Source organism: Burkholderia sp. KCJ3K979 (assembly GCF_016759955.1).
GTDB lineage: Bacteria > Pseudomonadota > Gammaproteobacteria > Burkholderiales > Burkholderiaceae > Burkholderia > Burkholderia orbicola.
Window position 1 is genome coordinate 43660 of record NZ_JACFYV010000024.1, and the last position, 10430, is coordinate 54089.

At 67.6% G+C, this 10430-nt stretch carries 10 protein-coding genes; 2 read left to right on the top strand and 8 right to left on the bottom strand.

From position 1 onward, the window contains the following. Window positions 1-84 precede the first annotated feature (84 nt). From H3O04_RS08690 to H3O04_RS08700, 3 genes are all read right to left on the bottom strand, one after another. Window positions 85-2217 (bottom strand): TonB-dependent copper receptor, encoded by a 2133-nt coding sequence (locus H3O04_RS08690; RefSeq protein WP_034174871.1) that lies wholly within the window; start codon window positions 2215-2217, stop codon window positions 85-87. Between the two features lie 84 nt (window positions 2218-2301). After that, entirely contained in the window at window positions 2302-2670 is a 369-nt protein-coding gene (locus tag H3O04_RS08695) for a DUF2946 domain-containing protein (protein WP_023474448.1), read from the bottom strand. A 155-nt stretch (window positions 2671-2825) separates the two neighbouring features. Next, the gene (locus tag H3O04_RS08700; RefSeq protein WP_006479377.1) at window positions 2826-3362 is read right to left on the bottom strand and encodes a cytochrome b; all 537 of its coding nucleotides are present in this window, start codon (window positions 3360-3362) and stop codon (window positions 2826-2828) included. Between the two features lie 226 nt (window positions 3363-3588). On the opposite strand from H3O04_RS08700, the gene H3O04_RS08705 reads away from it, so the two are divergent. After that, on the top strand, window positions 3589-4227 hold the full coding sequence (locus tag H3O04_RS08705) for a Pr6Pr family membrane protein (RefSeq protein ID WP_034175290.1): 639 nt from the start codon (window positions 3589-3591) through the stop codon (window positions 4225-4227). A 65-nt stretch (window positions 4228-4292) separates the two neighbouring features. Here the strand turns inward: H3O04_RS08705 and H3O04_RS08710 are convergent, their stop codons facing one another. Continuing rightward, on the bottom strand, window positions 4293-5027 hold the full coding sequence (locus H3O04_RS08710; RefSeq protein WP_023474446.1) for a peptidoglycan DD-metalloendopeptidase family protein: 735 nt from the start codon (window positions 5025-5027) through the stop codon (window positions 4293-4295). Window positions 5028-5437: 410 nt separating this feature from the next. Here H3O04_RS08710 and H3O04_RS08715 point away from each other — a divergent pair, with 410 nt between their 5' ends. Then, window positions 5438-5758, top strand: coding sequence for a hypothetical protein (locus H3O04_RS08715; RefSeq protein WP_011694691.1), 321 nt, complete (start codon window positions 5438-5440; stop codon window positions 5756-5758). A 109-nt stretch (window positions 5759-5867) separates the two neighbouring features. On the opposite strand, the gene H3O04_RS08720 is transcribed toward H3O04_RS08715, so the two are convergent. The 4 genes from H3O04_RS08720 to H3O04_RS08735 all read right to left on the bottom strand — a co-directional run bounded on the left by H3O04_RS08720 (window position 5868) and on the right by H3O04_RS08735 (window position 9475). Continuing rightward, window positions 5868-6212 (bottom strand): DUF4148 domain-containing protein, encoded by a 345-nt coding sequence (locus tag H3O04_RS08720; RefSeq protein WP_011548125.1) that lies wholly within the window; start codon window positions 6210-6212, stop codon window positions 5868-5870. Between the two features lie 200 nt (window positions 6213-6412). Continuing rightward, window positions 6413-7825 carry an NADP-dependent phosphogluconate dehydrogenase gene (gndA, locus tag H3O04_RS08725; protein WP_006479382.1) on the bottom strand — a complete coding sequence of 471 codons (1413 nt, stop codon included), beginning with the start codon at window positions 7823-7825 and terminating at the stop codon, window positions 6413-6415. Window positions 7826-7922: 97 nt separating this feature from the next. Beyond that, window positions 7923-8564 carry a DUF938 domain-containing protein gene (locus H3O04_RS08730; RefSeq protein ID WP_006479383.1) on the bottom strand — a complete coding sequence of 214 codons (642 nt, stop codon included), beginning with the start codon at window positions 8562-8564 and terminating at the stop codon, window positions 7923-7925. Continuing rightward, complete coding sequence (locus H3O04_RS08735; protein WP_034175291.1) at window positions 8561-9475, bottom strand: NAD-dependent protein deacetylase; 915 nt, start codon at window positions 9473-9475, stop codon at window positions 8561-8563. The genes H3O04_RS08730 and H3O04_RS08735 overlap by 4 nt, the downstream gene beginning before the upstream one ends. Window positions 9476-10430: the final 955 nt, after the last annotated feature.

Sequence of the window (10430 nt, forward strand, 5' to 3'; positions counted from 1 at the left end):
CTCTAATCGGTTGACGCGCGCCGCCCGTTCGGGCGGTGCGGCGCTCAAGCGCGCGCATGCTGCGATGCACACGCGCGCTGCAGGCTACAGCTTCGCGCTCACGCGCACCCACGCGGTACGCCCCGGCTCCATCACCGGCGCGTTCGCCGGATAGCCGAAACCCGCGTTGCCGGCGAGGTTCAGATGCTCGGTGTAGGCCTTGTTCAGTACGTTGTCGACGCCGACCGAGATCTGCACGGTCTTGCTGACGTTGTATTGCGTATGCAGCGACAGCACGCCGAATCCGGCGCTCGGGCCGAAGTCCTTGCCGACCACGTTGCCCTCGTTCAGCGCGTAGCGATGCTGCGGCGCAACGATGCGCCACAGGCCGCCCGCCGACCACGCGCCGCGCGTGTATTCGAGGCCGATGCGCGCTTCGAGCGGCGGCATCTGCGGCAGCGGATCGCCGCTCGCCACGTTGCGCCCCCACGCATACGCGAGCGACATCTCGACGCGCAGCGGCGCGACCGGCCGCCACGACACGCCGGCTTCGCCGCCCATGATCTGCGCGTTGACGTTGGTTGCCTGCGTGGTCGGGCCCATCATGCCGGCCGCATAGTTGAACAGGATGAAGTCCTGGACGTAGCCCGCGTACGCCGACACCCATGCATCGAACCGGTCGCTCTTGTATTGCGCGCCGATATCGAGCTGGGTGGTCTTCTCCGGCTGCACCGCCGAGAACGCATTGACCGAACCGGCCGGCCCGCGCGTCGCGGAGAACAGTTCCCAGTAGTCCGGATAACGCTCCGCGTGGCCGATCCCCGCGTACCACGTGACGGGTAGCGACGCGAGATCGCGCTCGTAGCGCACGAAGCCGCTCGGCAGCACCTTCGTCCGATCGTCGTCGAAAGTCGGGTTCGGCTTGCTCGTCATCATCCCGCTCTTCATCGCGCGCTTGTCGCGTGCGCTCGCATAGTCGATGCGCGCGCCGCCGATCACACGCGAGACGTCGCTCGCATACCACGTCAGCTCGCTGAACACGCCCGCGTTCCACATGGCCGCCTGCGCATCCCACGGCTGGTCGCGGTAGTTCTGCTGCCCCATCGACGCACGCGAATCGAGCCGGTTCGATTGCGCATCGACGCCCGTGACGAGCTTGAAGTCGTCGCCGAAGCGGAACGTCGCGGCGGCACGCGCACCGACCGTGCGGCGCCGCACGTCCGCGGCCATGCGCATCGGCATGCTGCTCGTCGGGTCGGGCTGCCGCAACGTAGTGTTGTCCATCACGTGATCGGCTTCGTTGTAGTACACGCGCGCCTCGATCCGGTCGAGCACGTCGCCGAGATGCCGCTTGTCGAACGACAGGCCGAACGTCTCGCGGCGGAAATGCGCGCCGTCCATCCCGCGGCCCGCGTAGCGCGCATAGCCGTCGCCGGTGCCGGCGGTCAGCTCGAGTCGCGTATGGTCGTCGGGCGTCCAGCCGAGCGCCGCATCGGCGTTCCATTTGTCCCACTGCGACGGCACGGTGTTGCCGTTGCCGTCCTTGTAGTCCTGCGAATGCGCGTGGTTCGCGGTCACGCGGCCATAGGCATCAGGCGTGCCGGCGGTCAGGTCGATGTTCTGGTCGTTGCGGCCGAACGACCCGCCGACGAGACTGCCGTCGAAGCGCATGCCGGGGCGCTCGAAACGCGGCGTCACGCGCTCGAACAGCACGGTGCCGGCCGACGCGCCCGAACCGTACAGCACGGTCTGCGGCCCTTTCACGACGGTGACCTTGTCATAGCTTTCCGGCGCGATGTACGAGGTCGGCGCATCCATCCGGTTCGGACACGCGCCGAGCGTCGGCATTCCGTTCGCCAGGATGTTCAGCCGCGAACCGAACATCCCGCGCAGCACGGGATCGCCGTTCGTGCCGCCGCTGCGAATCGACGTGAAGCCGGGAATCGTCTTCAGGTAATCGGCGCCGTCGCTGGCGGGCAGCGGCTGGCGCGGCGCCTTCGGATCGGTGACGACGACGAGCGGCGTCGACAGCGGCGACGCGACGACTTCGACGGGCGGCAACAGCATCGCCGCATCGCCCGACGGCGCACCGGCCGCCGGCGTGGTTTCGGCTGCGGCAGCGCTAGCGGCCAGCGCGCCGACAGCCAGCGCAGGAACGGTGAGTTTCAGTACGCGCGGCAGAGGCCGCGCACCGGCATTGCGTGGCGCCCGCGGCGCACGCAACAGGAAATTGGTCATGATCGAAAGCCCGAGTGACGCTCTCCACGCGGCCGCGACGGGCCGCACGGATATCGGCGGAAAATAGGAACGGCGGGAAACGCGTCAGGCGCGCTCGGGCGGTGCGCGCGGATAGGCGCGCGGATAGCGGTCGCCGCGCGCCGCGACGGCAGGCGACGCGACGGCGGAAACGGAAACGACGGGAATGAAGGCGACCGACGTGGCGGCAGGCGCGCCGATGGCCGGGCTATGAGCGAAGAAGCCGCAGTAGCCGCACGCGTCGAGATGCAGCGCATGATCGTGCATGCCGCCCATATCCGACGAACGATGCGCACCATGCTCGGTACTACAGACGATCGCCTCGGGCACGGCCGCCTGCGCGATACGCCACTGCGACACCAGCGGCGCCGCGATCGCGATCCAGATCGCGAGCAGGCCAAGCCAGGCAGTCAGGTGACGATGTCGGTGCAGCATGTGCGGCGACGAGTAAGCGGAATGTAAAAGCAGCCGAGATGTTACAGAATGTTCAACGCGATGGCCAGTGCGGGCGACGGTAAACGAAGCGAGGGCGCATGGTTGTCAACACAACCATGCGCCCTCGCCTTCCGTGCGCGTCCGGAGCCGGACGATCAGGGCGCCATGCGCCGCAGCACGTCGTCGCGCCGGATGAAGTGATGGTAGAGCGCGGCCAGCGCATGCAGGCCGATCACGAAATAGAACGCGTTGCCGATCAGCTCGTGCGCTTCCTTGATCGTCGGCCGCAGCGCCTTGTCGGGGCCGAACAGCGTGAACGACACGCCGAGCCAGTCGAGCGACACCGGCTTGCCGCCCATGTTGACCATCATGATGCCGAGCAGCGGCTGCGCGATGATGAACACGTAGAGCGCGACATGCGCGAGCTTCGACAGCCAGCGCAGCAGCGTGGCCTGCGGAATCGCTTCCGGCACGCGGCTGACGACCCGCCACAGCACGCGCAGCACCGACAGCACGAGGACGAACGTCCCGGCCATCAGATGCACGTTCATCCAGAACGCCCGGCTGTCGCTACCCTTCGGTCCGCGAATCTCGATGGCCAGGTAGGCCAGCGCGACCAGCAGGAAGATGGCCCAGTGGAAGAAGATCGCGGGCGAGCTGTAGCGCGTCTGTTTCGCGAGGATGTTTTTCATGCTTCGTCTCGTGTTGTATGCGGGGAGGGGGCGCCAGCTGCAACCGGCCGCGCCCGGCAAGGCTGTGACGATTGTAGCCGCAGGGGCGGCCGGTTTTGCACGGCGCGATCAAATATCCGACGAATCGTCGACGCGCGCCGCACGCGGTCCGCCTATGGAAAATCCGCATCGCGCGCCCGGGCGGCTGTGGCACGATGAAGCTTTGGTGCGACGGCGCGCGGGCATCATGAGCAAAGCGTTCTTCGTTGCAGCCTATCGGCTGATCGCCGCATTGCTCGCGGTGTCCACCACGCTGCACAGCGTCGCCGACTACTGGCGCCTGCCGACCTTCCATCTCGGCAACTACCTCAGCTACTTCACGCAACTGAGCAGCCTCTACGCGGCCGCGATGCTGGCCGCGGGGCTGTGGCGCATCGCGCGCCCCGGCTCGCCGCGCTACGAATCGATGCGCGGCGCGGCGGTGCTGTACGTGCTGATCACCGCGATCGTCTACGAACTCCTGCTCGCGCGGCTCGATGCGGTGCGCCACGTCACGCCGGCGTTCAACAACTGGGTACTGCACCGGATCGTGCCGCTCGTGATGCTGTGCGACTGGCTGTACGTCGAACCGCGCTCGCCGATTCCGCGCCGCAGTGCGTTCGCGTGGCTCGGCTTTCCGGTCGTCTATCTCGGCTATACGCTGGTGCGCGGCGCGGTGGAGGACTGGTATCCCTACCCGTTCGTCGATCCGCGTCCGCACGGCTACCTGCCCGTCGCGATCCAGTGTTCGCTGATCGCGCTCGGCGCGGCGGCGCTCGCACTGGGCATTCGCTGGCTCGGCAATCATGCGAGACAGTCTGGCAGCGCGACGCTTAAGGAAGGATGAAGGTGAAAAAATGAAGTGAGCGGGAACGTGTGCGCCGCCCGGCGCACACGTGGCGCTGACAACGATCAGCCGCCGTTGCGCGGCAGGAAGTTCATCGGATCGACGACCTTGCCGTTCTGGCGGACTTCGAACTCGAACGTCGAACGACCGCTCGCGTCAGTGCCCATTTCGGCGACCGGCTGGCCCTGGCGCACCGCGTCGCCTTCGTTGACGAGCAGCTTGCCGTTGTGCCCGTAGGCCGTGATGAGCCCGTTGTCGTGCTTCAGGATCACGAGCGGACCGTACGCCTTGACGCCGGAGCCGGCGTACACCACCCGCCCGTTTGCCGCGGCCCGCACCGAATGGTCGGGCCCGGATGCGGCGATCACGAGGCCGCGCGTCTTGCCGGCCGAAAACGGTGTCGCCACGACGCCCGTGGCCGGCCATGCGAGCGAACCCGGCTGGGCGGCTGCCGCGGGCGGCTGCCCGTACGAGGTCGCTGCCGGCGGCGGCGCGACCCGCAGGACCTGGCCCGGCGACACGGCGTCCGTGGGCGCCATGTGGTTCCAGCTGGCCACGTCCTGCACGCGCTGCCCGTAGGCGTTCGCGATGCCCGCCAGCGTATCGCCCGGGTTCACGCGGTAATAGCCGGCAATCACGCCCGGCGTCGCGGCCGACGTGGGTGCCGACTGGCGCGCGGGTTGCCAGCTGTCGGTCCACGGCGTCATCGTGCAGCCCGTCAGCGCGATGGCCGCGGCAACGAGCGCCGCCTGCGGCAGCCAGCGCGTGAGCGCGTCGTGGATGGGAATAGTTTCTCTCAAGGGTCCTCCCGGATTTGCGTCGTCGCGCCGCCCACCGCCCCCCGGCGCGCGACGCACGATGTCCGGCCCAACGGCCGGATCAATCAGTATCCGACCGCTCGCGCGGCCGTCAGTTTCCACAGCGGAACGTCGGCGCGAATGAGCTCACCGGCCCCTTTTTCGCGTCGCTCCGATCGGCAAAGATACCATTTGTCGCGGTCAAGGCCCCGACAGTTGCCCGGGCCGGAAACAATCTTGCGGCGTCGCCTGGGCACGCCAATCGCCGGCGAGCCCTGCCAGGCGGGCGCTTGGGGGTTTTCGCGGGCGCGGCCGCCACGCCTGCCGTATCGGCCCCGTCATATTGTCCGCTTCGATCGCCGCCTATACTCGGTGATGCGCAGCGCGATCCAACGACAACGAGGAGCATGACAATGAATAACGCGACGTTTCTCTCCGTGCAGCTCGACGCCGACGATTTCGCCGGTTCCAGCGGTCTGGTCGAATTGCTCAACCGGCACCTGTTGTTCGCGACCGACGTCGCCGAAGCGGCCGACGCGCTCGTTCAGCTGGCGAGCGTCACGCACCTGACCGGCGCCACGCGCCACAGCGTCGAGCTGCCGGTCCTCGCGATCGAACGGCTGCGCGACGCGCTCGACACGCTGAGCGGTTACGACGAAACGTGGCTGCAGGTACTGGAGCCGGCCGAAGCGCTGTTCCGCGATATCGGGCGCGGCCGACGCCCGCTGCACTGAACGCCGGCGCATGGCGCACCGCCAATGAAAAAGCCCGTCGTTCCGCATAGCGGAACGACGGGCTTCGTACTACAGGGGGTCGGATGCGGTCGCCAGCGCGGCCGTACCATTAACGACCCTTGTAGACCGGTGCGCCGTCCGAGACGCGCTTGACTTGCCAGCCGGTCTTGGCTGCAGCCGGGGCGCCCGATTCCTGGCCGGCGGCCGGTTGCGCACCGTAGCCGGTCGTATCGGCAGCGGCGACGTTCTGTTGCGGATTCACGCGGGCTTCAGCAGCCTGGATGCCTTCCGGGTAGTTGGTCCGGTCGCTGCCCAGCTTGTAGCCAGCCTGTTGCAGTTGGACCAGTTCGGCCTTCACCTGGGCACGGGTGACGGGCGCGTTCTGTTGGGCGAACGAGACGGCGGGGACGGCGAGGACAGCAGCAGCAGCGAACGTTGCGATCAGCGATTTCATGATTACCTCCGGGATTTTTTTGCTTCGCCGCACACACCATGTCTGCAGCGATGGAACAGAGTTTAGTCCCGGCAGCACCTAGGGAAAACCATGAAAGAACGAAAACACTGTTTCCCCGGAGCCAACAATGTCGGCATCCGGGATAGAAAAACCCTATTCAAAGAATAGATTTTCGCAACAATGCCACCTCGCCCAGCCGGTTACGACCAGTTCGCGTGGAAGCTGCCCGGCTTGTCGGTGCGCTCGAACGTGTGCGCGCCGAAGAAGTCGCGCTGCGCCTGCACGAGGTTCGCCGGCAGCCGCTCGGAACGGTAGCTGTCGAAGTACGCGACCGCCGATGCGAACGCCGGGACCGGCACGCCGGCCTTCACCGCGGCCACCACCACATCGCGCAGCGCCGTCTGGTAGTTCGCGGCGATGTCCTTGAAGTACGGGTCGAGCAGCAGGTTCGCGAGCGCCGGATCCTTCGCATACGCGTCGGTGATCTTCTGCAGGAAGCGCGCGCGGATGATGCAGCCCGCGCGGAAGATCTTCGCGATCGTCCCGAGATCGAGGTTCCAGCCGTATTCTTCCGACGCCGTGCGCAGTTGCGCGAAGCCCTGCGCGTACGAGATCACCTTGCTCAGGTACAGCGCGCGGCGCACCGCTTCGACGAACGCGGCGCGATCGCCGTCGAACGGCGCGGCGGCCGGGCCCGACAGGATCTTGCTGGCCGCGACGCGCTCCGTCTTCAGCGACGACAGCACGCGGGCGAACACCGATTCGGTGATCAGCGGCAGCGGCACGCCGAGATCCAGCGCGTTCTGGCTCGTCCACTTGCCGGTGCCCTTCTGCGCGGCGCGATCGAGGATCACGTCGACGAGGTGCTTGCCGGTTTCTTCGTCCTTCTTGCCGAAGATCTTCGACGTGATCTCGATCAGGTAGCTGTCGAGCTCGCCCTGGTTCCATTCGGTGTACACCGCGCCGAGTTCGTCGTTGGTCAGGCCCGCGACGTCCTTCAGCACCGAATAGCTCTCGGCGATCAGTTGCATGTCGCCGTATTCGATGCCGTTGTGGACCATCTTCACGTAGTGGCCCGCACCGTCCGGACCCATGTACGCGACGCACGGCTCGCCGTCCGACGGCGCCTTCGCGGCGATCTGCTTGAGGATCGGCTCGACGAGATCGTACGCGTCGCGCTGGCCGCCAGGCATGATCGACGGGCCACGCAGTGCGCCCTCTTCGCCGCCCGACACGCCGGTGCCGATGAAATGCAGGCCCGACTGCGCGAGTTCCTGGTTGCGGCGGATCGTGTCGGTGAAATGCGTGTTGCCGCCGTCGATCAGCACGTCGCCCTTCTCGAGCAGCGGCTTGAGCGAGGCGATCGTCGCATCGGTCGCTTCCCCGGCCTTCACCATCATCAGGATCCGGCGCGGCGTTTCGAGCGACGCGACGAATTCCTCGAGCGTATAGGTCGGCACGAGATTGCGGCCGGGGAATTCGGCGATCAGTTCGTCGGTTTTCTCGCGACTGCGGTTGAACACCGACACCGCGTAACCGCGGCTCTCGATATTGAGTGCGAGATTGCGGCCCATCACCGCGAGCCCGATCACACCGATTGCTTGTTTGCCCATTAGTCAATTCTCCGGAAAAAACGGGGCGCGACCCGAGCCGGGCCGCGCGCACAGGCGAAAGGATAGAGGAAACCCGGCCGCGTTGCCCGCTTGCGTGTCATTGCTCCGCGTGCGGCAGGCGCCGGAACACGACGCTCAGGTTGTTCGCCGGCATCTCGACGACCTCGCTGCAGTCGAGGCCGAGGTCGAGCCCGAGCGCGACCACGGTCTCGAGATCGCGCACGCCCCACGACGGGTCGCGGCTGCGCAACTGCCGGTCGAACGCTTCGTTCGACGGCGCCGTATGCCGGCCTTCGCGACGGTACGGACCGTACAGGAACAGCACGCCGCCCGGACGCAGCACGCGCGACGCGCCCGCGAACAGCGCGTCGGTACAGGCCCACGGCGAGATATGGATCATGTTGATGCAGACGATCGCGTCGAGCGCCGCGACCGGCCACGGCGCGTCGCGCACGTCGAACGCCAGCGGCCCGGCGACGTTCGCGAGGCCCGCATGCGCGACCCACGCGGCGATCGAACGCCGCGCCTGCGCATCGGGATCACTCGGCTGCCAGTGCAGGCCCGGCAACGCTTGCGCGAAGTGAACGACGTGCTGCCCGGTGCCGCTCGCGATTTCGAGCACGCTGCCGCTCGCCGGCAGCACACGGCGCAGCACGTCGAGGATCGGCCCGCGATTGCGTTCGGCCGCCGGCGCGGACAGCCGCTCGGACGGATCGGGCGAAGCAGCGGCGCCGGTCACGATGCATGCTCCGTCGTGTCGCTGGTGCTGGCGCTGTTGCGCCCGAGCCCCAGCCGCGCCACGAGTGCGTCGAGCGCGGGCGCGCAGTGCGCCTCGACCTTCAGCGTCAGCATCGGGTCGGCGCGCGTATGGCCGAGATTGAGTGCGGCAACCGGCTTGTGCTGCGCCTGCGCCCACACGCAGAAGCGGTAGCCGGAATACACCATCAGCGACGAGCCGACGACGAGCAGCGCGTCGGCCGCATCGAGCGCCTGCGACGCCAGCGCCACGCGCTCGCGCGGCACGTTCTCGCCGAAGAACACCACCGCAGGCTTCAGCAAGCCGCCGCACGCGGGGCACGCCGGAACGCGGAACGTATCGAGCGCGGCCCATTCCAGATGCGCGTCGCCGTCCGCGGCGGGCTCGGCCTGCGCGCCCAGCAGTTCGGGATTGTCGGCTTCGAGCACGGTCTGAATCGTCGCCCGCGCGTGATGCGCGCCGCATTCGAGGCAGGTCACGCCGTTGATGCCGCCGTGCAGTTCGATCACGTCGTCGCTGCCCGCGCGCTGATGCAGGCCGTCGACGTTCTGCGTGACGAGGCGCTCGATTCGCCCTGCGTCGCCGAGCCGCGCCAGCGCGACATGCGACCCGTTCGGCCGCGCGCGGCCGACGACCGGCCAGCCGATCATGCTGCGCGCCCAGTAGCGGCGCCGCGCGGCATCGGAACCGAGGAATTCCTGGAGCTGGATCGGCGGCGAGCGCATCCATTGGCCGTTGCGGTCGCGATAACCGGGAATGCCGGAATCGGTGCTGATGCCCGCGCCGGTCAGCACGAGCAGGCGCGGATGACGCTCGACGAAGGTCTGCAGCGCATCGAGCGCGGCCGGATCGGCGTCGGCGAGGGAGGGATCGGGCAAGGCTTTGTCGTTCATGTTGGCAACGTGATCGGTCGCGCCGGCAGGCCGTGCGCCCGCACGGGCAGCCAGGCACGCCAGCACATGATACAGAACGCCGTGCGATCGGGCGGGCCGCCGCCACGGCAAGCCGTCGCACGCAAAAAGACGCCCGTCGCCGCTCGGCGACGGGCGCTTCAACAATTGATCCATCGGGGTAGTGGATCAACTGACAGCACAATGTTGCGACGTCCGTCATGCCGCGATCGACGGACGCTCCCCGGACTCCACGTGTTCCTCGCTGCCGCGCACATCGGCGCGTCACCGGCTGTCCCGGCCCGGTCCTGTGCCGCTGGCTCGTCACGCCGACACGATGCGCGGCATGCAAACGCATTCGCCGCGCGGCGCCATGCGTTGCGCCATGGCATGACGATTCCGGGATCCAGGCCAGGGGCCATCCGCCGCGTTCGTGGTGCATCCCCGACGGCCGACCGGCACGGGTCGGCCTCGTGCGTCACGGCTGCACGTCGTCGTTCAGAACGAACCCGATTGCTCGGATGGAACGGAAAGCCGCTCGCTCACGTCGCCGCAATCAATGGCGAAGCGAATACCCGGGCAGGTCGGCGATTCATGTTTGCAACACGCTGCGTTGCGTTTCGGTCTTTTTTCATTCTCTTGTCCCCGTCTCCGATACATCCGACCCACTGAAGCGATTGCCGGGTCGACAACACCCGCGATCGCGCTCACGGCCCATACAACCATGCAAGGAGCGCACCATGCTTCACGCCGCAAGGCCTCGCGGGCACATGCCGGGCCGCGGGTAGCCATCGCACCCCGTCAGAAAGCGCGAACGTTTCGAAACTGAAACGCGCCGCCAGACCAATTGGCATCGTCGCGTCGGCTCTGCGTGGGACGGGCAGTCGCCTTACAATCGCCTCACAGCTGGCGACGCGCCTCGACCGGATGCGTGCGCCGGCCTTGCCCTTTCCCGCGG